20 protein-coding genes and 1 tRNA gene are annotated in these 21,144 nt (G+C 71.5%); 10 read left to right on the top strand and 11 right to left on the bottom strand.

Annotation, left to right across the window (positions count from 1 at the left end):
- Nucleotides 1-65 precede the first annotated feature (65 nt).
- The 5 genes from P3T29_RS31330 to P3T29_RS31310 all read right to left on the bottom strand — a co-directional run bounded on the left by P3T29_RS31330 (nucleotide 66) and on the right by P3T29_RS31310 (nucleotide 3,660).
- Nucleotides 66-1,109, bottom strand: coding sequence for a hypothetical protein (locus P3T29_RS31330; RefSeq protein ID WP_280720065.1), 1,044 nt, complete (start codon nucleotides 1,107-1,109; stop codon nucleotides 66-68).
- A gap of 204 nt (nucleotides 1,110-1,313) precedes the next feature.
- The gene (locus P3T29_RS31325) at nucleotides 1,314-2,477 is read right to left on the bottom strand and encodes a hypothetical protein (protein WP_280720064.1); all 1,164 of its coding nucleotides are present in this window, start codon (nucleotides 2,475-2,477) and stop codon (nucleotides 1,314-1,316) included.
- A gap of 55 nt (nucleotides 2,478-2,532) precedes the next feature.
- Nucleotides 2,533-2,841: a calcium-binding protein gene (locus P3T29_RS31320; RefSeq protein WP_280720063.1), complete on the bottom strand. Its 309-nt coding sequence runs from the start codon at nucleotides 2,839-2,841 to the stop codon at nucleotides 2,533-2,535.
- Nucleotides 2,842-2,913: 72 nt separating this feature from the next.
- Nucleotides 2,914-3,432 (bottom strand): hypothetical protein, encoded by a 519-nt coding sequence (locus P3T29_RS31315; RefSeq protein WP_280720062.1) that lies wholly within the window; start codon nucleotides 3,430-3,432, stop codon nucleotides 2,914-2,916.
- A 42-nt stretch (nucleotides 3,433-3,474) separates the two neighbouring features.
- The gene (locus P3T29_RS31310) at nucleotides 3,475-3,660 is read right to left on the bottom strand and encodes a hypothetical protein (RefSeq protein ID WP_280720061.1); all 186 of its coding nucleotides are present in this window, start codon (nucleotides 3,658-3,660) and stop codon (nucleotides 3,475-3,477) included.
- Between the two features lie 631 nt (nucleotides 3,661-4,291).
- On the opposite strand from P3T29_RS31310, the gene P3T29_RS31305 reads away from it, so the two are divergent.
- Nucleotides 4,292-5,644 carry a recombinase family protein gene (locus P3T29_RS31305; RefSeq protein WP_280720060.1) on the top strand — a complete coding sequence of 451 codons (1,353 nt, stop codon included), beginning with the start codon at nucleotides 4,292-4,294 and terminating at the stop codon, nucleotides 5,642-5,644.
- A 127-nt stretch (nucleotides 5,645-5,771) separates the two neighbouring features.
- Here the strand turns inward: P3T29_RS31305 and P3T29_RS31300 are convergent.
- Nucleotides 5,772-5,856 (bottom strand) — tRNA-Leu (locus P3T29_RS31300).
- Between the two features lie 237 nt (nucleotides 5,857-6,093).
- Here P3T29_RS31300 and P3T29_RS31295 point away from each other — a divergent pair.
- The 3 genes from P3T29_RS31295 to P3T29_RS31285 all read left to right on the top strand — a co-directional run bounded on the left by P3T29_RS31295 (nucleotide 6,094) and on the right by P3T29_RS31285 (nucleotide 9,351).
- Entirely contained in the window at nucleotides 6,094-7,407 is a 1,314-nt protein-coding gene (locus P3T29_RS31295; protein WP_280720059.1) for a M20/M25/M40 family metallo-hydrolase, read from the top strand.
- A gap of 348 nt (nucleotides 7,408-7,755) precedes the next feature.
- Nucleotides 7,756-7,995 carry a chaplin gene (locus P3T29_RS31290; RefSeq protein WP_280720058.1) on the top strand — a complete coding sequence of 80 codons (240 nt, stop codon included), beginning with the start codon at nucleotides 7,756-7,758 and terminating at the stop codon, nucleotides 7,993-7,995.
- Nucleotides 7,996-8,256: 261 nt separating this feature from the next.
- Nucleotides 8,257-9,351 carry a chaplin gene (locus P3T29_RS31285; protein WP_280720057.1) on the top strand — a complete coding sequence of 365 codons (1,095 nt, stop codon included), beginning with the start codon at nucleotides 8,257-8,259 and terminating at the stop codon, nucleotides 9,349-9,351.
- Between the two features lie 200 nt (nucleotides 9,352-9,551).
- Here P3T29_RS31285 and P3T29_RS31280 read toward each other — a convergent pair whose 3' ends face one another.
- The gene (locus tag P3T29_RS31280) at nucleotides 9,552-9,746 is read right to left on the bottom strand and encodes a DUF5703 family protein (RefSeq protein ID WP_266301036.1); all 195 of its coding nucleotides are present in this window, start codon (nucleotides 9,744-9,746) and stop codon (nucleotides 9,552-9,554) included.
- Nucleotides 9,747-10,159: 413 nt separating this feature from the next.
- Here P3T29_RS31280 and P3T29_RS31275 point away from each other — a divergent pair, with 413 nt between their 5' ends.
- Nucleotides 10,160-10,777, top strand: a complete 618-nt coding sequence (locus tag P3T29_RS31275) for a hypothetical protein (protein WP_280720056.1) — start codon at nucleotides 10,160-10,162, stop codon at nucleotides 10,775-10,777.
- A gap of 152 nt (nucleotides 10,778-10,929) precedes the next feature.
- On the opposite strand, the gene P3T29_RS31270 is transcribed toward P3T29_RS31275, so the two are convergent.
- Nucleotides 10,930-12,828: an ATP-binding domain-containing protein gene (locus tag P3T29_RS31270; protein ID WP_280720067.1), complete on the bottom strand. Its 1,899-nt coding sequence runs from the start codon at nucleotides 12,826-12,828 to the stop codon at nucleotides 10,930-10,932.
- A gap of 105 nt (nucleotides 12,829-12,933) precedes the next feature.
- On the bottom strand, nucleotides 12,934-13,914 hold the full coding sequence (locus P3T29_RS31265; RefSeq protein WP_280720055.1) for an aldo/keto reductase: 981 nt from the start codon (nucleotides 13,912-13,914) through the stop codon (nucleotides 12,934-12,936).
- Between the two features lie 293 nt (nucleotides 13,915-14,207).
- Here P3T29_RS31265 and P3T29_RS31260 point away from each other — a divergent pair, with 293 nt between their 5' ends.
- The 5 genes from P3T29_RS31260 (at nucleotide 14,208) to mshC (ending at nucleotide 18,929) form a co-directional block, all read left to right on the top strand.
- Complete coding sequence (locus P3T29_RS31260; RefSeq protein WP_280720054.1) at nucleotides 14,208-15,254, top strand: LLM class F420-dependent oxidoreductase; 1,047 nt, start codon at nucleotides 14,208-14,210, stop codon at nucleotides 15,252-15,254.
- Nucleotides 15,255-15,306: 52 nt separating this feature from the next.
- Nucleotides 15,307-16,002, top strand: coding sequence for a histidine phosphatase family protein (locus P3T29_RS31255; RefSeq protein WP_280720053.1), 696 nt, complete (start codon nucleotides 15,307-15,309; stop codon nucleotides 16,000-16,002).
- A gap of 147 nt (nucleotides 16,003-16,149) precedes the next feature.
- Nucleotides 16,150-16,719 carry a DUF3090 family protein gene (locus P3T29_RS31250; protein WP_280720052.1) on the top strand — a complete coding sequence of 190 codons (570 nt, stop codon included), beginning with the start codon at nucleotides 16,150-16,152 and terminating at the stop codon, nucleotides 16,717-16,719.
- A gap of 17 nt (nucleotides 16,720-16,736) precedes the next feature.
- Nucleotides 16,737-17,561, top strand: coding sequence for an SCO1664 family protein (locus P3T29_RS31245; RefSeq protein WP_280720066.1), 825 nt, complete (start codon nucleotides 16,737-16,739; stop codon nucleotides 17,559-17,561).
- 138 nt (nucleotides 17,562-17,699) lie between these two features.
- Entirely contained in the window at nucleotides 17,700-18,929 is a 1,230-nt protein-coding gene (mshC, locus tag P3T29_RS31240; protein ID WP_280720051.1) for a cysteine--1-D-myo-inosityl 2-amino-2-deoxy-alpha-D-glucopyranoside ligase, read from the top strand.
- A gap of 78 nt (nucleotides 18,930-19,007) precedes the next feature.
- Here mshC and P3T29_RS31235 read toward each other — a convergent pair whose 3' ends face one another.
- Together P3T29_RS31235 and P3T29_RS31230 are read right to left on the bottom strand one after the other, a co-directional pair.
- The gene (locus P3T29_RS31235) at nucleotides 19,008-20,012 is read right to left on the bottom strand and encodes a PAC2 family protein (RefSeq protein ID WP_280720050.1); all 1,005 of its coding nucleotides are present in this window, start codon (nucleotides 20,010-20,012) and stop codon (nucleotides 19,008-19,010) included.
- Between the two features lie 262 nt (nucleotides 20,013-20,274).
- Nucleotides 20,275-20,850 carry a hypothetical protein gene (locus P3T29_RS31230; protein ID WP_280720049.1) on the bottom strand — a complete coding sequence of 192 codons (576 nt, stop codon included), beginning with the start codon at nucleotides 20,848-20,850 and terminating at the stop codon, nucleotides 20,275-20,277.
- Between the last annotated feature and the right edge of the window lie 294 nt (nucleotides 20,851-21,144).

Below are 21,144 nucleotides of genomic sequence, written 5' to 3'. Positions count from 1 at the left end.
CTAGAGAAACGACTCTCAGGCGCCCTCACCCATGTCCGCCCAGGTCAGACCCCAAATTCGTGACTCTAGGCCGCTGAATTACGCGGAACGCAGGCTCGCCGGGGCCGGGCCGGCAGTTGCGGGGCGGTGGGGGAGGGGCCTGCCTGAAGCGGGCCGAGCTTGTCTACGAGGGTTTGGACCTGATCCGGTGTCAACCGCTGGGTGCGTGACAGGTGGGCGAACTGGTCGGGGTATGGCTGCCAGGTTGTTGGGTCGCAGAACACGGTGGTGCCGCCGGTGCGGGAGACACCGTGTAGCGGAAGGGCGATCAGGTTGCCGAACCGGGCTCCGCCCTTGGAGTGGGTCGGCAGGAAGTCCTGGGCGGGGAAAAGCCGGTCGTAGCTGGCGAGGGACATCCCGTGGCGGGCGTCGATCGCGCGCCGCAGCAGAGCCATGCCCATCGAGCGGGCGAGGGCGGCAGGCACCGGGGCCGTGAAGAAGATCCACACGTGCGCGCCTTCTCCGGAGCGGGAGACCTCCGCCAGCGCCGGCACCCCGGCCTCCGTGCACGCCTGGATGTACGCGGCGGCGTCGCCCTTCCAGTCCTTGTCATCGAAGTCGCATGCCAGCAGGTGGGTTGTGTCGTCGGGGAGCATCGGGTACAGGCCGGCGTGCAGCTCGCGTTGTCCGGGATCGGGACGGCTCAGATGCCGGAAGACCACCTGGTCGGTGAGTGGGAAGAACATGCGCTCGGCGTCCGGCTTGTTCTTCTCCCATGGGTTCTCCTCGGCTGGGCTCCATCCGGTCCGGCCGTTCTTCGAACTCACCCACCGTGTCGCATACACGTCCTGACGGCCTGCGAACAGCGCACGGAAGAGGGCGACCTTGGCCTGCGGGCTTGAATCCGCGTCCGCGTACGGCAGGCCGGTGCCGGCCAGCAGCTCCGGGAGCCGGGATGGTGCGGTGGCCGTGAGCGGCTGTACGTCATCAGGTTCCGCGTCGCAGGGAGCCATGCCGAGCCTTGCGCGGAGCAGTTCGTTCTCCGCCGTCAGCTCGGCGATCTCCTGCAGCGCGGCGTCGAGCCGTACCCGCAACTCGGCGGGGTCGTTCCAGCCGGACCAGTCATCCACCAGCCCATGATCCGAAATCGACGGCCGATGCGCAGCTACTCAGGACGATTTCCGGGCGTGTCCTGCGCAGGCTCGGCACCGAGTGCTGGCCGTCCACGGCCCGTCGACTGCCGGTGCCCCGCGCGGAACGGTTCCGTTGTCGCCCGGATTCCCCCGGCGGGAGGGCAGTGTCTGCCGCTCTCCCGCCGGAGGCTCCGCAGCTGTTCAGGCAGTGAGTCCGGCGCGGTTGAGGCGTTCGATGAGGCTGGACTTGCGTCGGTGCTGCTGGTGCAGGAGCGCGAGGCGCTGGCAGAACTCGTCGGCATTACCGGTGCGTTGGCCGACCTCGCGCAGATCTTTGAGCAGCCCGACGGCGGCGTCGTACTCGCTCGGCTTCTTGGTGTCGATCAGGGCGGTGACACGCAGCCAGCTCTGCTCCTGCCGGCCGACCAGAGCCGTCAGACGCTGCTCACGGGCGAGCGCCGTCTGCTGCTCCCGCCGGGCGACCTCTTGGGCCCGGCGCTCGGCGGCGAGGCGTTGCCGCTCGGTGCGACGTGCGGCCGCGGCGTCCAGGAGCTGGGCCGCTGTACGCCTCACCGCGTCGGCCGGTGCCTGCATCGCCGCGCCGTGAAAGCGCCTCAGTAGCTCGGCCCGGACATGCGGGTCATCGTCGCGGACGACGCGCAGCAGCAGGGCGTTCTTCTCCGCCGCGGGCAGGGCCTTGACCCACCGGGTCAGGTCGCCCTCCGGGGCCGTCGTCGTTGTCTGCACCGGGCTGGCCTCGGCGGCGACGGCGAGCAGGTCGGGGTCGACCCGAAGGAAGTCGGCCAGAGCGCGCTGCGGTGCGCTGAGCGTGGCCAGGCCCGCCGGTACGGGTGGTTCGACCTCGCTCTGGAACTCCTCCTCATCGTCCTCGCGAAGTTCCCAGCCGCTGAGTGCGGACAGCCAGGCCAGGTACAGGGCGCGCAGATCGCCGGCCGCCAGTTCCGCGCGCACGCCGACGAGCGCGGCCAGCGAGTCCTCGGCGTTCTCGTCCCAGTCACCGCCCTCGTCCTCGCTGCTCAGGTTGAGCAGCACATGCCGGCCGGAGGACCAGGCCTGCACCGACTCCTCGAAGCAGTACTGCTGCGCGGTCCGAAGGTCCAGCAGGTGCTTCGGCAGCCGGAGCATCACCCTGTGGGTGCCCCAGTTGGCGACGTAGAGATGGGCGTCGTAGTACCGCTCCATCATCCTGTCCGGGCTGCCGCGGAAGTCGCCCCACTGGTAGCTGTTGGTGAACCTGGTCGAGGTCACCCGTGCCCTGGTGGACAGTGCGCGGACCTCGGCGAGTTGGGCCGCGTTCAACGGGCGGTCGACGGCCAGGAACTCGTAGTACTGGTACTCACTCAACGGAAGTGCTCCACCGCGCTCACGGGACTGTCAGGACTGATGCGGCCGGGCGACGTCATGATGCCCAGTGGCACAACGCCTCGATCCACTCCGCACCTTCGGGCACGGGCGACGGAAGCGGGAGGTCGAGGATTCCGATCACCTGTCGATGTGCCCCACGGGAGCAGACGGCCACGATCTGACTGCCACGAAGATCGATCTCTTCAACGACGACCTCCACCCCGAGTACCACCGTCTCGAAGGGCACGGCCAGGTGCTCCTCGATCATCGCGTGCCAACCGGACAGCTCTTCGTCCTCGCCGTAGCAGTCGACCGTGGCCTCCGAGGCCATCGCCTCCAGCTGCGCCCTGCTCATCGTGCTCATGGCCGCTGAGCGTATCCGAGGGTCGCTGACCCCAGGGCGGGAATGCGGGGAGGAGGGAGGCCTCTCCCGTGGTCAGCAGTCGTACCGATGGAGGGCGGGCAGGTCCGGGCAGGTGCGGCAGATGAAGACGTATACGCCTCCCATGTCGCCCATGCACATCCCGTGGCTGTCGTCTTCCTGCGCTGGACAGGTGGAGATCTCCCAGCCGGGGCCGGTGCGCTCCTCGACCGGGAGCCAGCGGCCGCGTGATTCGCTCGCCGAGATGGTCATCAGGTGCTCCATGCGCCGACCGCAGGCGCAGTCGGGCCATTGCGGCGGCTGCGTCCAGCCCGGGTAGCCGCCGGCCTTGCTCTGGTTGGTGGTGAAGGCGTCGTAGTACGAGATGCCGCAGGATTCCTCCAACTCCTCGCTCCACTCGCCGACCTGCTCCGAGAGCTCTTCGGGCATGTCCCAGTTCGGGTATTCGATGGCCTCGGTGGGGTGCACGACGCAGGGCCTGGGCACGTATTCGTCGTCGAACTCATACGGCTGCGGCGCCTCGTCGAGCAGCGGGTGAGCGGCTGCCTGGGCGATGGACCGCCAGAGCAGCACGGGTACCGGCGACCACTGGTCGTGCTCGGAATGGATCAGCGGCTACCACAGCATTTGCAGCAGGTCGGTACCGGGTGGGAAGGCGAGCGCCGGGACGTCGCGGGCTAGCAGTTGCAGCACAGGCACCAGGGCGACCGCGTCCGGTCCCACCACCGCGCAGCTGCGGGCCGGGTTGTAGTGGTCGGGCGCGGCACACGTCGGCCACGGCTCGTCCGCCGGCCACAACAACGGTCCGCCGAGTGAACTCTCCTCCCGGGTAGGGGCACCCGCACGCGGATACAGCAGGGTGGTGCGCCGCGCGTGCGGGACCAGCTCCGGGAAGTGCTCCGCGAGATCCAGCGGGGCCGGTGGAACGGTACGGCTCGTGATCCCCCTCCAGGTGGAAGCGGCATCGTAGCCCGAGAGACCGACACCGGCGGGTTCGACTCCGTGCCGCTGATTGGCGTGGTGAACCGGATCCGTTGGCGTACGCCTGCTCCGCAGCCAACGGCCGGGAAGAGGCCCAGGCCTCACAGAGCTGAGCCAGGGTTCGCTGAAGCCAGGCCTGTTCAGGTGCTTGGTCCGGTTGCAATGCTCCCGTCCCCGGGCTGCCCGGCTGTGGCACGGGCTGGGAAGGCAGTAGTGCCCAGCGCGCAGGGATTTTGATCGAATTTCATCCGTTCGTGATGATAAGTCCGGGCGACTCTCGCGAACGGGTCGTTGGGCGACCATGCTCGGGTTTGCGGTGTTGGCGGCGAGCCGGTGGGAGGTGTCGGTCGTGGCGGTGACTTCTGCAGTGGGTGGCGACGTGTCCGCCACTTCGGACAGTCTGTCAGATGTGCTGGCTGGATGGGTGCGTGAACGAGGCGGGCACGCTCAGGTGGGGACACCCGAGAGCGGTGGGCTGCGGTTCGCGTTCTACGGCCGGGTCTCCACCGAGGACCATCAGGACCCGGTCACGTCGCGGGCCTGGCAGTTGCTGCAAGCGGAGTCCTTGGTCTCGGGCCATGGCCGGGTCGTGGTGGAGTTCTTCGATGTCGGGCATAGCAGGGCGCTGCCCTGGGCCCGCCGTCCCGAGGCGGGCGCTCTTCTCGCGGCGCTGACCGATCCGGATCGGGGATTCGACGCGATCGTCATCGGGTCGAGCGAACGCGCCTTCCATGGCAATCAGTTCAGCGTGATGGCGCCGCTGTTTGAGCACTACGGCGTGGGTGTGTGGATTCCGGAACTGGGTGGCTGTGTCGATCCGAAGGTCGCCGGGCACGAGGAGCTGATGGTCCTGCTCGGCATCCTCGCCAAGCGCGAGGTCACCCGCGCCCGGATCCGGGTCCGCGCTGCGATGACTGTCCAGACCCGGGACCAGGGCCGCTACCTGGGTGGACGCCCTCCTTACGGCTACCGCCTGGTGGATGCGGGACCGCACCCGAACCGGTCCTTCGCCCGTCGCGGGGTGCGCCTGCGGCGGCTGGATACCGACCCTCACACGGGACCGATCGTGCGGTGGATCTTCTCCCAGCGCCTGTCCGGCCACAGTCATGCCCGGATCACCCGCGCTCTGAACGACACGCAGGTCCCGCCGCCGTCCGCCGCCGACCCGGACCGCAACCCGCACCGCGTCGGCCGGCACTGGCAGGTCCCCACCGTGCGGGCGATCCTGGCGAACCCCCGGTACACCGGCCGCCAGGTGTGGAACCGCCAGCGCACCGACCACGAGCTGATCGACCCGGACAACACCACCCTCGGGCACCGCGACGTGATGCGCTGGAACACCCCCGACGACTGGGCCATCTCCCACAAGCAGGCGCACCCGGCGCTGGTCAGCGAGAGCGACTTCGTCGCGGCCCAGCACATCCGCGTGACCCGCGAAGTGACGCCAGGCCGCACCTATCGGCTCGCCGGGATCCTGCACTGCGGCGTGTGCGCCCGTCGAATGGACTCCCACTGGGCCCACCAGCGTCCCGGCTACCGCTGCCGACACGGCCACAACAGCGCCACCACCCCACAGCCCGGCCGGCGACGCAACGCGTACGTGCGAGAGGACCTGATCCTGGCCCATCTTCCGGCCCTCGTCCTGCGCCTTACGGCGGCCGATGGGGGAGTAGCCGGTGAGCCGCCGATCGCCATCGACACCGTCGAGTACCTGCGCGCCAGAGGCATCACACTGACCTACGACGCGGCGACCAAGACCCTGACCGCCGACACCGAGCGAGCCGAGAGGATCCTGGTTGGCTGACCATCCAGCGAGACGAGCGGCGAGCTGAGCGAGAGCGGCGGAATGACGAACGCCCGCACCTGGCCGAAAGCCTGGAACGGGCGCTGATTCACGGTGCTCGGAAACCGAGCACCGTGGGGAAAGAGTGTGTCCGAGGGGGGACTTGAACCCCCACGCCCGATAAAGGGCACTAGCACCTCAAGCTAGCGCGTCTGCCATTCCGCCACCCGGACTAGGTGTTTGTCTTCGTGGCCCCTGGGCCGTTCCGACATGGACAACTGTAGCAAAGATCGGCTTGGAGTCCTAAAACCGTCCTCGGCAGGGCCTCCGGGGCTTCGAACCAGGGGAATGGCCTTGGGGTGGGGCGGTGGCTGGGGGAGGATGGCGGGACCGTGCCCGCAGGGCTCCGGGCGTGTTCGGCCGGGGTGGCGTGGAGGTGCGCCGGGTGGGCCACAAGGCGAGGAGTGACCGTGAGCGAGTCGAAGGTGACGGCCGAGTCGGAGGTCGTCGATATCTGCCGCGATCTGATCCGGATCGACACCAGTAACTACGGTGACGGCTCGGGGCCGGGGGAGCGGGCTGCGGCGGAGTACGCGGCCGAACAGCTGGCCGAGTTCGGTCTCGAACCGCAGATCTTCGAGTCCGCCAAGGGCCGGGCGTCGATGGTGGTCCGGATCGAGGGGGAGGACCGGTCCCGTCCCGGGCTGCTGATCCACGGGCACACCGACGTGGTTCCGGCCAACGCCGCCGACTGGACGTACGATCCGTTCTCCGGGGAGGTCGCGGACGGCTGCGTCTGGGGCCGGGGCGCCGTGGACATGAAGGACATGGACGCGATGACCCTCGCGGTGATCCGCGACCGGCTGCGCACCGGCCGGAAGCCCCCACGTGACCTGGTGCTGGCGTTCCTCGCCGACGAGGAGGCCGGCGGTACGTACGGCGCCCGCTTCCTGGTCGACAAGCACCCCGATCTCTTCGAGGGCGTCACGGAGGGGATCGGCGAGGTCGGCGGGTTCTCCTTCACGGTCAACAAGGACGTCCGGCTGTACCTGATCGAGACGGCCGAGAAGGGCATGCACTGGATGCGGCTCACGGTCGAGGGCCGGGCCGGGCACGGCTCGATGGAGAACAACGACAACGCGATCACCGAACTGTGCGAGGCGGTCGCCCGGCTCGGACGCCACACCTTCCCGCTGCGGATCACCAAGACCGTCCGGGCGTTCCTGGACGAGCTGTCGGACGCCCTCGGCGTGGAACTCGACCCCGAGAACATGGACGAGACGCTGCGGGTGCTCGGCGGCATCGCCAAGATGATCGGCACCACGCTGCGCAACACCGCCCAGCCGACCATGCTCGGTGCCGGCTACAAGGTGAACGTGATCCCCGGGCAGGCCACCGCCCACGTGGACGGGCGCTTCCTGCCCGGGTACGAGGAGGAGTTCCTCGCCGACCTGGACCGGGTGCTCGGCCCGCGCGTGAAGCGGGAGAGCCTGCACACGGACAAGGCGATCGAGACCAGCTTCGACGGCGCGCTGGTCGAGGCGATGCAGTCCGCGCTGCGCGCCGAGGACCCGATCGCCCGTGCCGTGCCGTACTGCCTCTCCGGCGGCACGGACGCCAAGTCCTTCCAGGACCTGGGCATCCGCTGCTTCGGCTTCGCACCGCTGCAGCTGCCGCCGGAGCTGGACTTCGCCGGGATGTTCCACGGTGTGGACGAGCGGGTGCCGGTGGAGGGCCTGAAGTTCGGCGTGCGCGTGCTGGACCGGTTCATCGACGCGAGCTGACGCGGACGGCGAGGCGCTCGCCCGAGTAGAGCCGGCTGCGGGAGGCGGGCGCACCGTCGGGACCGCCACTGGGCGCACCACCGGGTGTACCGGCGCGCACACCACCGGGTGTACCGGCGGGCACACCACCGGGTGTACCGGCGGGCGCATTGTCGGAGCGAATGACTTGAGTAGCGGTCAGAAGTGCCAGGAAGAAACGATACTGCTGGGAAAATCATGGTCGACTGCGCGTGCGAGGCGTCACCGCTGCGGGTGAATGGTCAGACAGGTCCGTACCCCATTTGCCACACCCTCGTTCACTCCTATGCGGCCCGGAACACGGGTTGCGGAATCGACCAGGAGGAACCAATGAACGTCAAGAAGATTGCTGCAGTCGCCGCCGCCACCGGTGGTCTGGTTCTGGCCGGCGCCGGCATCGCGTCCGCCCATGGCGCTCAGGCCGAGGGTGTTGCGACCAACTCCCCGGGTGTGGCGTCCGGCAACCTGATCCAGGTGCCCGTGCACGTGCCGGTGAACGTCTGTGGCAACTCCGTCAGCGTGATCGGTCTGCTGAACCCGGCGTTCGGTGACAGCTGCGCCAACGTCTGAGCCCTTCCCGGCCGTTGATACCGGTCTACTGATCGTCGTACCCCCGGGCAGCGGGTCCCCCGCCGCCCGGGGGTACACCCTTTTTACGGGTCTTACGAGTCTTTGCGGGTCTTTACGGGTGCTCGGAGGGGGCTGATTCCGGGGCTTCACCTGATCGGATGAACGCCCGCCATCCGGTTCAACCTTTCCCGGCGCGCCTCGTTGTCCCGTGGACGGGCAGCTGCCTGGTCAGGAATTCCGACAATCAGAGTTAGGGGAGCAATGCGACAGGTCGCAAAGAGGGGCATCCTCACCGCCGTCGCCACCGGTAGTGTGCTGGCCTCCACCGCGGGCTACGCGTACGCGGGTACGGAGGCGCAGGGTGGCGCGGTGAACTCGCCCGGAGTCGGCGCCGGCAACGCCGTGCAGGCCCCCGTGGACATCCCAGTGAACGCCTGCGGCAACACCGTGAACGTGGTCGGCCTGCTCAATCCGGCCATGGGGAACAGCTGTGGGAACTCCACCCGCAGCCTCCCCGCGCACGGCAGCCCCACGTACGACAGCCCCGGCCAGTCCCGCCCCGGGCACATGCACGTGGGGCACATGGGCCCCGGGCATCTGGGCTCCGGGCCGGTCGGCTCCGGGAACTCGGATCAGTGGCACCCGGGTGAGGGGCACCTCCACCCCGGTGCCTCGACGCTCGGTTCGTCGGCCTCCGGTGTCGCGCACGGCTCCCCGGGCGTCGGCTCGGGCAACCAGGTGCAGGCCCCGGTCAGTATCCCCGTGAACGCCTGCGGGAACTCGGTCGACGTGATCGGCCTCGGGAACCCGGCGTTCGGCAACAGCTGCGGCAACCAGACCGCCGTGACGCACAGCACCCCGCCGCCCGTCACGTCCCCGAGCCCGACTCCGCCGCCGCCCGCTCCCGGCGACGACTGTTCGCCCGGCGGCTCCGGCGGTGGCATGCACAACCCGCCGCCGCCCACGAACACCCCGCCCACGGTCACGCCGCCGACCAGCACCCCGCCGACCAACACCCCGCCGGTTGGCGCGCCCCCGGCCAGCACCCCGCCCGCCGGTGTGCCGTCCACGGGCGCCGTCCCGCCGGGCGTCGGCCGCACCGGAGGCCCGACCGGGCTCACGCCGGTCAGCGCCACCGGGGGCAGCGGAATCGGCGGCAGCGGCACGAGCCTGGGCACGGGGGCCGGCAGCGTCCGACTCCCGGCGCAGTCCGCGCAGTCGTTCAGCACGCCGGCACCCCGGGGGCAGCTCGCCTCGACGGGTGCCGCCGGGATCGAACTGATGGGGTCGGCCGGAGCCGCGCTGATGCTGGCCGGTGGCGTCCTCTACCGTCGGTCCCGCGCGGGGGTCCGCTGACCGCACTCGTCCGGCCGGCTGTTCGGGCCGCTCGACGCACTGAACACCTCGATGCACCGACTGCACTGACTGCATCGAGTACGCGCCCGTGGCTGTGGGTGAGGGTACGGCTGCGGGCGCCACACGCACGCCCATGCCCGGCAGGCCCCGGAACGGGCCGCAGGCGGCCGGGAGGCAGGGCCACCGGCCCGGCCGACGCGCTACCAGCTCCTGACCTGCCGGATGATCCGGCGGCGCAGCAGCACCGTACGGCTGCCGTCCGGAAACAGTCGGAGTCGGTCCAGCTCCCAGTGGCCGTACTCGGCGTGCTCGGTGAGCAGCTGCCGGGCGGCGTTGCGGGTCGTGCCGCGCGGCATGCGCAGCGACTGGTACTCGTACTCCGGTTGCCGGACCAGCTTCGGTGAGATCAAGACTTTCCTCCTGCGGGATGCCTGCAGGCAAGGGTACGGCCTGGCCTGCCGCGGACGACTTGGTCGGTGTTGCTGGGGCGATCTCCTCCGGCAGCGAGCCTGTCGTCCTAGGAGCTGACAGTCAATCAGTTTTGCTCCTGTCGGCGAGATGCCCCGCTGACGAGATACCCCGGAGGGCCGCCACCGATGCCGCCGAGTGTCTCCTCGGAGCGGTCTCGGCGCAGCCCCGGAGTCGAGAGAGGACCGTGCGAGAGCAGGAGTGCGTCAACTCGGGAGGCCCGCAACGGTGGGCACAGAACCACGCGGACCGGACATCCGGGCGTAAGTTGCGGTGAATTCAGGGGCGTAGGGGACAACCCCTGTGCGTGTCGCCACCTGGGGGAGATAGCGTCAGCACCATGTCTGATGCCGCGCAGCTCACCATCGCCGAGGTACGCGCCGCCGCCGAGGCGGTCAAGGCCGCCATCGACCGTCACCTTGAGGCGGTCTCCGCCCCGGCGGAAGCGGATGATCCCGCCGTCGTCACCGCTTACGAGGAGCTCGCGGCGGCAGCGATCGCGTACGACCAGATCCTCTACGAGGTCTTCGACGAGGTGACCCCCTTCGAAGTCCCCGGGGACGAGGGTTCGGGCTCCTACGCGGGCCCGGACCAGCCCGAGGCGATCAGCGTGCTGATCCGCCGCGACTACGTGATCGCCGACCCCAAGCGGCTCCGCGACCAGGCCGAGCGGGTTGACAACTCGCTCACCCCGGGCGGCGGGCCGGAGGGCGCGGTGAACGCGGCCATCGGTGTGCTGTTCGGCGAGTACGAGCCGGACGAGATCGCTGCCCGGTGTGAGGAGTTCGGGCTGGAGGAGGGTGACTCCACGCTCTGGGTCGCCGCGACCGACCCCACCGAACCCGGGGAGTGGCTGCCCGAGCCGTTCGACGGTGCCGATCCGCAGCTGCTGATCTGCCGCTTCGACGTCAGCGAGGTCTACGACGACGAGCTGGACGGCCTCGACCCGGAGGCGTGACGGCCGGCGTGACCGCAGGGGCGTGACCGCCGGAACGGTCGCTGGACAGCCGTGGGGGGCGGGTGGCGGTCGGGAGCCTCGACTCCCGACCGCCACCCGCCCCCACTGTCAGTACGACTACTGCGACCGCTACTGCGACTGCACGACTACTGCTACTGCTCGGTGTGCTCGGCCAGGATGGCCCGCAGCCGGGTGGTACGCGGCTGCGCCGCCCGCTCGGCGACGGCCTGCGGCAGGGCCTGGCCCGCCGCGTGTACCACCGACAGGTGCCGCTCGGCCCGGCCGAACGCGGTGTAGACCCACTGGCGGGTCAGCCCGGCGGCCGCGTCGTCGGGCAGGACCGCCACCACGCCGGGCCACCGGCGGCCGACCGCCTGGTGGACGGTGAGAGCCCAGCCGTGCCGCAGTCCGGCGGCCTGGGCGGGGGCGAGCGTCAGCCGGGTGCCGTCGGTGAGTTCGAGGTGCAGCCCGGCCGCGTCGCCGTCCAGGACCCGCCCGGGACGGGCCAGGCCCGGGGCGGGGGAGTACACCACCCGGTCGCCGGGGTCGAAGCCGCCGAACCTCCCGGGGCCGGGGTTGAGCCGCGCCTTCGCGGCGGCGTTCAGTGCCCGGGTGCCCGCGTTGCCGCCGTGGCCCGGAGTCAGCAGCACCACCTGTTCGACCGGGATGCCCAGGGCGCGCGGGATGGAGTCCGTGAGCAGCTGGATGGCGCGGTGGACGGCCTCGCCGCCGTCCTTCGCGGTGAGGATCACCACCTCCTTCTCCGGGGCGTCGACCGGCTGCAGCTCGCCGATGCCGATACCGGAGACCAGCTCGCCGATCGGGCCGAAGTCCGGGGTCCTGGAGGCGACTGTGGGGCACGCCTTGGCCGCCACCAGATCGGCGAAGAACCGGCCGGCACCGGCCGACCAGAGCTGGCCCGGGTCGCCGCTGAGGACCAGGCGGGTGCCGTCGGCGAGCGCCTCCAGCAGGGTGGCGGCCAGTTCGACGTCGAGCAGCGGTGCGTCCAGGACGACGAGGAGGTCGAGCGCCAGCGTGCCGTCCGCCGCCCGGCCGGGACCGGCTGCACCCGTCAGCAGGTCGGCGAGTACCGCCACGGGCGGCGCGGCTTCGGCGGCTCCGGTGCCTGTGGCGGGCAGCAGCGCGGCAAGGCTGTCGCGGCCCTGGTCGGTCCAGGTGGCCGCCCAGGCGCGCAGCCCGAGGGATCCGGCGGCGTGCAGCAGCGCGGCGAGCTCGGCCCGGGCGGCCTCGCTGCCGGTGTGGGCGACCAAGGCGCTGTCGGCCACGGCCCGGATCAGCGCGGCGGCGGAGGCGGACGGCGCGGCGGCCGCCGCAGCCTCCCAGGCCGTCGGAGCGGGCGCGACCGGCTCAGGCGTTCCGTCGGCCTCGTCCGGGTCGGCCGCGTCCTCCGTCTCCGCGTCCACGCCCGGCACGAAGGTCGACATCACCCGTACGAGTCCGTCCGCGAGGCTCTCCTCGGCGAGGGCGAGCCGCTCCAGGGCGAGCAAGGTACGCATCGGGGGTTCGTCGTCGTCCTCGTCGGACGCGGCGGGTTGGTGCCCGGGCAGCTCCTCCTGAAAGGCCATCACCCGACCGTCCGTCACGACCTCCTGGAGGGCGGCGGCCGCGTCCGGCAGGCCGAGCTTCTCCAGGCCGGTCGCCAGCTCGCCGATCTCCAGGGCGGAGTGCCCGCGCAGCGCGGCCTGCTCCAGCAGCCAGGGCGCCAGGGCCTGCGCCCGGCGCGGGTCGCCGGGGCCGGCGGCGGTGCCGAGCAGGCCCCGGGCGAAGCCGTCCGCCTGCTCGGGACGTACGCCCGGCAGCGACAGCACGGCCCACGGGTCGGCCCGCAGCACCTCGGCCGCGCCCTCGCCGAGCTCCGCCACCGCAGCGGCCGCGAACTCCGCCGGGGCGCCGCCCTCCGTCAGCACCTCGGCGGTGGCCCGGAGTGCGGCGGCACGCTGCTCGTTCAGGCTCGCCACACTTGCCACACTCGCCCCCGCCTCCGCTCCGGGCGCGGCCTGGGGCTCGCCGTCACCGTCCCGCTGCTCCATCACCCGGATCGCGTCCGCCAACGCCGCGACGGCCTCCGTACGTTGCTCCGGAGCGTCCTTCTCCACGTCACTCACCACTCGCTCCTCACAGCGTGCCTCACAGCGTCACAGTTCCGTCCAGCCCTGGTCGGGATAGCGGTGCACCGGCGCCGAAACGTCGTCCAGCGCACTGCGGATCTCCTCCGGAAGCGTAAGCGCCTCCACCGACAGCGCCGACTGCAGCTGAGCGGCCGTCCGGGCGCCGACCAGGGCACTCGCCACGCCGGGCCGGTCGCGGAGCCAGGCCAGTGCGACCGTGAGCGGGCTGCTGGCGAGGCCGTCGGCGGCGGTGGCGAGGGCGTCGACGATGTGCCGGGAGCGTTCGCCGAGGTAGGGCTGGACGAAGCCGGAGAGGTAGGGCGAGGCGCCACGCGACTCCGGCGGGACGCCGTGCCGGTACTTGCCCGTCAGCACGCCCCGGCCCAGCGGGGAGCAGGCGAGCAGGCCGATCCCGGCGTCCAGCGCGGCGGGCAGCACCTCGCGCTCGATGCCGCGCTGCAGCAGCGAGTACTCCATCTGGGTACTGGCCAACGGCACCCGGGAGGCCTGTGCGCGCTGCCAGGTGGCGGCCTTGGCGAGCTGCCAGCCGCTGTAGTTGGAGACCCCGACGTACCGGGCGCGGCCGGAGGCCACCGCCAGGTCGAGGGCGTGCATGGTCTCCTCGGTCGGGGTGTCGGGGTCGTACGCGTGCACCTGCCAGAGGTCGACGTGGTCGGTGCCGAGCCGCCGGAGGGAGGCGTCCAGCGCCGCCAGCAGCCGTCCGCGCGAGGCGTCGAAGCGCCGGTCGTCGTCGGCGACGCTGCCCGCCTTGGTGGCGATCACCAGCTCGGAGCGGGGGATCAGGCCGTCCGTCAGCCGGGAGAGCAGGTACTCGGCACCGCCGTCCGCGTAGACGTCGGCGGTGTCGATCAGGGTGCCGCCCGCGTCGACGAAGGTCTTGAGCTGCTCGGCCGCCTCCTGCTCGTCGGTGGCACTGCCCCAGGTCATGGTGCCCAGGCCGATCCTGGAGACCCGCAGTCCGGTCCGGCCGAGTTGACGCTTTTCCACCGGGGCAGCCCCTCCGTCAGCTGATTGACCCGCAGGTGCTGACAGAACGCACTGACGAACCCGCAGCCGGGGAGAGCCGCCCCCCCACGTCGGCAGAGCGTAGCGGGCCGCGCCCGGGGCGCCCAGCAGACCCGCAGGACCCGGCGCCGCGAGGCGTGACGCGGGACACACTTACCGGCCAGTAGCATGACCGGCGACGGCCCGGCTACGCTCGGCCGACGAGCGCGTCGCGCGTACGTCGACGCGTACACGCGTACAACAGAGGTACCCCTTCCGGAAGGCTTGGCATCCACATGCGACTCGGCATCAACCTCGGTTACTGGGGACTCGGCATGGACGCCGACAACATCGCGGTCGCCCAGGAGGCGGACCGGCTCGGCTACTCGGTCTGCTGGGCCGCCGAGGCGTACGGTTCCGACGCCGCGACCGTGCTCGCCTACGTCGCCGCCAAGACCGAGCGGATCGACGTCGGTTCGGCGATCTTCCAGATCCCGGCCCGCACCCCCGCGATGACCGCGATGACCGCCGCCACCCTGGACACCCTCTCCGGCGGCCGGTTCCGCCTAGGCCTCGGAGTCTCCGGGCCGCAGGTCTCCGAGGGCTGGTACGGCGTCAAGTTCGACAAGCCGCTGGCCCGCACCCGCGAGTACGTCGAGATCATCCGCAAGGCGATGTCCCGCGAGCGCCTGGTCCACGACGGCGCCAACTGGACGCTGCCGCTGCCCGGCGGCCCCGGCAAGCCGCTCAAGCTGACGGTGCACCCGGTCCGCGAGCACATCCCGCTCTACATCGCCGCGATCGGCCCGAAGAACCTCGAGCAGACCGGCGAGATCGCCGACGGCTGGCTCGGTATCTTCTTCGCCCCCGAGCACGCCGCCCTCTCCATCGACCCGCTGATCGCCGGCCGGGCGAAGGCCGGGCTCACGCTGGACGGCTTCGACCTCTGCCCGACCGTCACCATCTCGGTCGGCGACGACGTCAAGGCTGCCGCCGACAGCCAGCGTTCGTACGCCGCGCTCTACATCGGCGGCATGGGCAGCAAGGACAAGAACTTCTACAACCAGCTCACCCGCCGGATGGGCTTCGAGCAGGCCGCCGACGAGATCCAGGAGCGCTACCTCGCCAAGGACTACGAGGGTGCCGCCGCCGCCGTCCCGCACGAGCTGATCGACTCCACCTCGCTGCTCGGCACCAAGGAGCGGATCGCGGACCGCATGCACGCCTACGCCGACGCGGGCGTCACCACCCTGACCCTGGCCCCCGCCGGCTTCACCCTCGACGAGCGGATCACCGCGCTGCGCACGGGCGTCGAGGCCCTGGAGCACGCCGGACTGGCCTGACCGGCTGGGAGTACCTCCCCAGCGAGGAACCTGCGGGACGTAGGGTGGCAGCATGCCGACCCTGCTCCTTGTCCGTCATGGCCGTTCCACCGCGAACACGGCCGGAATCCTGGCCGGTTGGACCCCGGGGGTGGATCTCGACGACACCGGGCGGGCCCAGGCCGAGGGTCTCGCCGGGCGGTTGGCCGGTATTCCGATCGCGCACGTGGTCAGCAGCCCGTTGGAGCGCTGCCGGCAGACCCTGCAGCCGCTGCTCGACGCCCGGCCGGAGCTCGACCCGGCGGCGCTCGACGAGCGGCTCGGGGAGTGCCACTACGGGGAGTGGACCGGCCGTCCGCTCTCCGAGCTGGCGAGCGAGCCGCTCTGGCGGACCGTGCAGGACCACGCCGCAGGCGCCGCCTTCCCCGGCGGGGAGTCGCTGCGCGAGCTGAGCCACCGGACGGTCACCGCCGTCCGGGAGTGGAACGAGAAGATCGCCGTCGAGCACGGGCCGGACGCCGTCTGGATCGCCTGCTCGCACGGGGACGTCATCAAGGCCGTGATCGCGGACGCCCTCGGGCTGCACCTCGACCACTTCCAGCGGATCTCCGTGGAGCCCTGCTCCGTCAGTGCGATCCGCTACACCCCGCTGCGCCCGTTCGTCCTGCGGGTCGGCGACACCGGCAGCCTCGCCTCGCTGGCACCCCGGCCCGACGCACCCGCCGCGAGCGGTGACGCGGTGGTCGGCGGGGACACCGGCGCGAGCTGAGCAGGCCGGGCAAGTTCCCCGCGCCCCTGTCGGTGGCTGATCGACTGCGTGCCTGTTGACGGAGTCCCCACCTGACGTCCCCGGCCCGCCGCCCAGGCCGTAGGGTGGCAAGAGAGCCCACGATCGATCAGAACCCGGAGCGAGAGCGTGCCCCGTCAGGTCCATTTCTACGACCAGCCCGAGCGGTTCGTGGCCGGTACGGTCGGTCAACCCGGCGCGCGGGCGTTCTTCCTCCAGGCCAGTGCCCGGGGACGGATCACCAGCGTGCTGCTGGAGAAGGCCCAGGTCGCCGCGCTGGCCGAGCGGGTCGAGCAGGTACTCGACGAGGCGCTGCGGCGCAGCGGTGGGTCGACGTCGATCCCGGCCGTCGCTCCCGTCGAGCTGGTCGACAGCGCGCCGCTGGACCTGCCGCTGGAGCAGGAGTTCCGGGTCGGCACGATGGCCCTGGCCTGGGACAGCGTGGACGAGTGCCTGGTGGTCGAGGCGCAGGCCGTGGTCGAGGGCGAGGAGGACGCGGAGGAGGCCGAGGACGTCTTCGAGGACGACGAGAACGGCCCCGACATGCTGCGGGTCCGGCTCTCCGGCGCGATGGCCCGGGTGTTCGCCAAGCGCGCGCTCGACCTGGTCGCGGCCGGTCGCAGACCCTGCCCGTTCTGCAACCTCCCGCTGGACCCCGAGGGCCACCTCTGCCCGCGCGCGAACGGTTACCGACGCTGAACGCCGAAGCCGTCCCGCTGGCCGACCCCACGACCAGCGCCGCCCTCGCCGCCGACGCGGAGACCGCGCTGGAGCTGCTGGGCCGGGGTGAGCTGACCGTCCACGGGCGGGTGACGGACGCCTCCAACGCCGTCCTCTACTGCACCGCGACCCTCGACGGCGTGACCGCCCCTTGCGTGTACAAGCCGGTCGCCGGCGAGCGCCCGCTCTGGGACTTCCCCGACGGCACCCTCGCCGGACGCGAGGTCGCCGCGTACGAGGTGTCGGCGGCCACCGGCTGGGCCCTCGTCCCGCCCACCCTGCTCCGGGAGGGGCCGCACGGCCCCGGCATGGTCCAGCTCTGGGTGGAGCCCGACGCCGACGCCCCCGAACTGCTCGACCTCCAGGACCCGGCCGGCGCCGAGCCGGGCTGGCTGCCGATCGTCCGGGCCGACGTCGGGGCGGGCCGGACGGCCCTGCTGGTGCACCGGGACGACGACCGGCTGCGCCGGCTCGCGGTACTGGACGCCGTGCTGAACAACGCCGACCGCAAGGGCGGCCACTGGATCCCGGCCGCCGACGGCCGCCTCTACGGCATCGACCACGGCGTCACCTTCAACGTCCAGGGCAAGCTCCGGACCCTGCTGTGGGGTTGGGCGGACCAGCCGGTCACGGCGGAGGCCCAGGACGTGCTGGTCCGCCTCGCGGAGGCGCTCGACGGCGACCTCGGCGCCCGGCTGGCCCCCCACCTCACGGCGGCGGAGCTGCGGGCGACCCGGGAGCGGGTCGGCGCGCTGCGCCTGACCGGGCGCCACCCCGCGCCTTCGGCTGACTGGCCGTCGATTCCCTGGCCGCCGGTCTGACCTGGTCCGAGTGGCCTTGGACCGGCCGCGTGCGGTCCAACCTGATCAGGACAGAACGTGACTCGGTCGAAAACTGATTCCAGCCGATCTTGCTCACTGGTTAGGCTTTCAAATGATCGCAAGGTTAGAGTCGTTTTCATGCATGCCTGGCCCGCCTCCGAGGTTCCCGCCCTGCCTGGTCAGGGGCTCCCCCTTCGTATCCACGACACCGCCACGGGCGCTGTCCGGGAGGTGGTGCCGCAGGACGGCCCCGCCCGGCTCTACGTCTGCGGCATCACCCCCTACGACGCCACCCACCTGGGTCACGCCGCCACCTACAACACCTTCGACCTGGTGCAGCGGGTGTGGAAGGACGCCGGTCACGACGTCCTGTACGTCCAGAACGTGACCGACGTGGACGACCCGCTGCTGGAGCGGGCCGTCGCCACCGGACAGGACTGGACGGCCCTCGCCGAGCGCGAGACCGCGCTCTTCCGCGAGGACATGACCGCCCTGCGGATGCTGCCCCCGGCCCACTACATCGGCGCGGTCGAGTCGATCCCGTGGATCGTGCCACTGGTGAAGAAGCTGCTGGCGAGCGGCGCCGCGTACGAGCTGGACGGTGACATCTACTTCTCCGTCGACTCGGACCCGCGCTTCGGCCAGGTCTCCGGGCTCAGCCGGGAGGCGATGGCGCCGATCTTCGCCGAACGCGGCGGCGACCCGGACCGACCGGGCAAGAAGCACCCGCTGGACGCCCTGCTCTGGCTCGCGGCCCGGCCCGGTGAGCCCGCTTGGGACACCGAGCTCGGCCACGGCCGGCCCGGCTGGCACATCGAGTGCGTGGCCATCGCGCTGCAGTACCTCGGGATGTCCTTCGACATCCAGGGCGGCGGCAGCGACCTCTCCTTCCCGCACCACGAGATGGGCGCCTCGCACGCCCAGGTCGCCAGTGGCGAGCACCCGTTCGCGCACACGTACGTGCACGCCGGGATGGTCGCGCTGGACGGGCACAAGATGTCGAAGTCCCGGGGCAACCTGGTGTTCGTCTCCGCGCTGCGCCGTGAGGGCGTCGACCCGGCGGCGATCCGGCTCGCGCTGCTCGCGCACCACTACCGCAGCGACTGGGAGTGGACCAAGGACGACCTGGACCGTGCCGTCGAGCGCCTGGCACGCTGGCGTGCGGCGGTTTCCCGCCCCGACGGTCCGTCGGCCGAGGAGCTCCTCGCCGAGGTCCGCGCCGCCGTGGCCGAGGACCTGGACACGCCCACCGCGCTCGCCGCCGTGGACCGCTGGGCGGCCCGGCAGGCCGAGACCGGTGGCTCGGACATAGGCGCGCCGGGCCTGGTCTCCCGCACGGTCGACGCGCTGCTCGGCGTCGCGCTGTAACAACAGTTCGGACAGCAGCCCGCGAGAGAGCGAAGGGGCGTCAGGGAGAAATCCCTGACGCCCCTTCACCGTCCAGGGCTACTCGTCCTCTTCGGCGTCCGTGCCGTCCGTGCCGTCCTTGTTGTCCGGCTCGTCCCCGTCTTCCTTGGTGTCCTTGCCGTCCTTGCCGTCCTTGGCCTCCGGGTCGGACGGACGTTCCGCCGTGGCGTGCCCGGCGACCGGCTTCTCGCCGGTCGGGCCGAGGTTGTCCCGGCGGCGCAGGTAGCGTTCGAACTCCCGGGCGATCGCGTCGCCGGAGGCCTCCGGCAGCTCCGCCGTGTCCTGGGCCTCCTCCAGCTGCTGGACGTACTCGGCGACCTCGCTGTCCTCGGCCGCGAGCTGGTCCACCCCGAGCTGCCAGGCGCGGGAGTCCTCGGTGAGGTCGCCCGGCGGGATCCGCAGGTCGAGCAGGTCCTCGAGCTTGTTGAGCAGCGCGAGTGTCGCCTTCGGGTTGGGCGGCTGGGCGACGTAGTGCGGCACGGCGGCCCAGAGCGTCACGGCCGGCACCCCGGCGTGGGCGCAGGCCTCCTGCAGCACGCCGACGATGCCGGTGGGCCCCTCGTACCGGCTCTCCTCCAGGTCCAGCGTCCGGGCCAGCGCGGCGTCCGAGGTGACCCCGCTGACCGGGACGGGCCGGCTGTGCGGGGTGTCCCCGAGCAGCGCGCCGAGGATGACGACCAGCTCCGCGCCCAACTCGTGGGCGAAGCCGAGCAGCTCGTTGCAGTACGAGCGCCAGCGCATGCTGGGCTCGATCCCACGGACGAGGATCAGGTCCCGGGTCTTCGGCTCCGTCACCCGGACCACCGACAGCCTGGTCGTCGGCCAGGTGATCCGGCGCACCCCGCCGTCGAGCCAGACGGTGGGGCGGTTGACCTGGAAGTCGTAGTAGTCCTCGGCGTCCAGCGCGGCGAACACCTTGCCGCCCCAGGTGTCGTCCAGGTGGCCCACCGCCGCCGAGGCGGCGTCGCCCGCGTCGTTCCAACCCTCGAACGCGCAGACCATCACCGGGTCGATCAACTCGGGAACATCCTCCAGCTCGATCACCCAGCGTCTCCCTCCGGTCGGTCAGCGGCCGAGCCCCGCGTTGCGAGTGCGGGGACCTGCGGCCCGTCGCCGACTGCTGAACCTCTGAACGTTGTCCGCATGGAACTGCCTGTCCCATGGTCCCTACCTGCCCAGCCTACGGGTTTTGATGCCCTGGCCGGAAAGGGGTTGATGCGACCGGACAGGGGTGCGGCCGTGCTGACGGACCGGCAGATCCCGATCTGCCGGTCCGTCGGAGCCGAACGGCCCGGCGCGGAGCCGTTCAGCCGCTCCAGCCGTCCCGGAAGGCGGCCCAGTCCGCCAGGGTGGCGGAGAAGTCGGCGTACAGGGCGAGCCCGAAGGTCTGCCGTCCCGGGGCGTGGCGGCCGAGGGAGAGCCGGGCGCCGCGTACCGCCGCCGCCACGGTCTCGGCGGAGCCCCGGTGCCCGAAGGTGTCGTCCCAGTAGGCGGGCAGGCCCAGCAGCAGGTCGACGCCGGGCGGGGTGGCCTCGAGGGCCAGGGCGGTCTGCTGGGCGACGTCGTGCTCCAGCGGGCCGGTGCGTACGTAGAGGTCGCGGACGCCGGTCCCGGCCAGCAGCCGGGTCAACGTGGTGAGGTCGGCCTCCCCCTTGTGTCCGTCGACCCAGGCGTGGCCGAGCCAGACGGCGTCCCGGCCTCGGGTGCGGGCCTCGGCCGACGGCTCGCCCGCGTACTCCATCCGCAGGGCCACGGCCGCCCCGCCGACCGGAAGGAGCACCGTCACCAGCCCCGTCAGGGCGGCCAGTCCCACCCGCTGCCACCTCGACCGACGCCGCCGGAGCGCGAGCGCCGCGCGCAGCCGTGCCTTGACCGTCCGCATGCCGGACCACTCCCCCTGAGCCAGAAACGCCCAGGATACGGAACGGGCTCGGAGAGTGGCGGTGGGTACGGATACGCTGACGACGTGCGCCCCGCATGGAGGGGCCGTATAGCCGACAGCCGTCGCACCCAGGGAGTAGCCCCATGGCCACCGCCGTCCCCTCGTCCACCCAAGCAGCATCCGCCCAGGCAGCAGCTGCCCGGCAGGGCCGTGCGAACGCCCTGCGGGAAGCCCTTGCGACCCGGGTTGTGGTCGCCGATGGTGCGATGGGCACCATGTTGCAGGCGCAGGACC

Source organism: Kitasatospora sp. MAP5-34, assembly GCF_029894335.1.
GTDB lineage: Bacteria > Actinomycetota > Actinomycetes > Streptomycetales > Streptomycetaceae > Kitasatospora.
The sequence above is the reverse complement of the archived record's forward strand: the minus strand, read 5'-3'. Positions and strand labels throughout refer to the sequence as shown.

Coding starts and splice junctions, on each gene's coding strand:
- P3T29_RS31285 (WP_280720057.1), top strand. CDS start 8,257: ATGCGACAGGTCGCAAAGAGGGGCATCCTCACCGCCGTCGCCACCGGT.
- mshC (WP_280720051.1), top strand. CDS start 17,700: ATGCATGCCTGGCCCGCCTCCGAGGTTCCCGCCCTGCCTGGTCAGGGG.
- P3T29_RS31255 (WP_280720053.1), top strand. CDS start 15,307: ATGCCGACCCTGCTCCTTGTCCGTCATGGCCGTTCCACCGCGAACACG.
- P3T29_RS31290 (WP_280720058.1), top strand. CDS start 7,756: ATGAACGTCAAGAAGATTGCTGCAGTCGCCGCCGCCACCGGTGGTCTG.
- P3T29_RS31230 (WP_280720049.1), bottom strand. CDS start 20,850: ATGCGGACGGTCAAGGCACGGCTGCGCGCGGCGCTCGCGCTCCGGCGG.
- P3T29_RS31275 (WP_280720056.1), top strand. CDS start 10,160: ATGTCTGATGCCGCGCAGCTCACCATCGCCGAGGTACGCGCCGCCGCC.
- P3T29_RS31260 (WP_280720054.1), top strand. CDS start 14,208: ATGCGACTCGGCATCAACCTCGGTTACTGGGGACTCGGCATGGACGCC.
- P3T29_RS31320 (WP_280720063.1), bottom strand. CDS start 2,841: ATGAGCACGATGAGCAGGGCGCAGCTGGAGGCGATGGCCTCGGAGGCC.
- P3T29_RS31270 (WP_280720067.1), bottom strand. CDS start 12,828: ATGGAGCAGCGGGACGGTGACGGCGAGCCCCAGGCCGCGCCCGGAGCG.